Source organism: Streptomyces beijiangensis, assembly GCF_017315755.1.
GTDB classification, from domain to species: Bacteria; Actinomycetota; Actinomycetes; order Streptomycetales; family Streptomycetaceae; genus Streptomyces; species Streptomyces beijiangensis.
Genome location: NZ_JAFLRJ010001661.1, coordinates 1 through 375 on the forward strand (window position 1 = coordinate 1; position 375 = coordinate 375).

The 375-nt window shown below is 71.7% G+C and carries 1 protein-coding gene; it reads left to right on the forward strand.

Annotated elements, in window-relative coordinates:
• The coding region (locus tag J0695_RS43125) for a TetR family transcriptional regulator C-terminal domain-containing protein (RefSeq protein ID WP_206970243.1) at positions 1-375 on the forward strand (375 nt) is incomplete at both ends.

Below are 375 nucleotides of genomic sequence, written 5' to 3' on the forward strand. Positions count from 1 at the left end.
GCCTGGCCGCAAGCCCGGCCCAGTCGGCCGCCACCGCCCTGAGCCACGCAGCCGACGAAATCGCCCTGCTCCGCGAAGAGCACCGCGCCGAAGCACGGATCTGGCTCGCGTTCGTCGCTCAGGCCGCTGTCAGCGAGCCACTCGCCGGCCCGCTGAGAACCAGCTACGCGGCCCTCCAGAACCTCCTCGTCCGCCTCATCACGGAGGCCACCGAGAGCGGGTCGGCCGACGAAGGCGCTACGCCGTCCGACCCGCAGCGCGAGGCTCGTACCCTGCTCGCCCTCGCCGACGGCCTCACCACCCATGTGCTCATAGGCCACTTGGCCGCAGAGGAAGCCGAGGAAGTCCTGCACGCGCACCTGGTCGGCCTCTGGG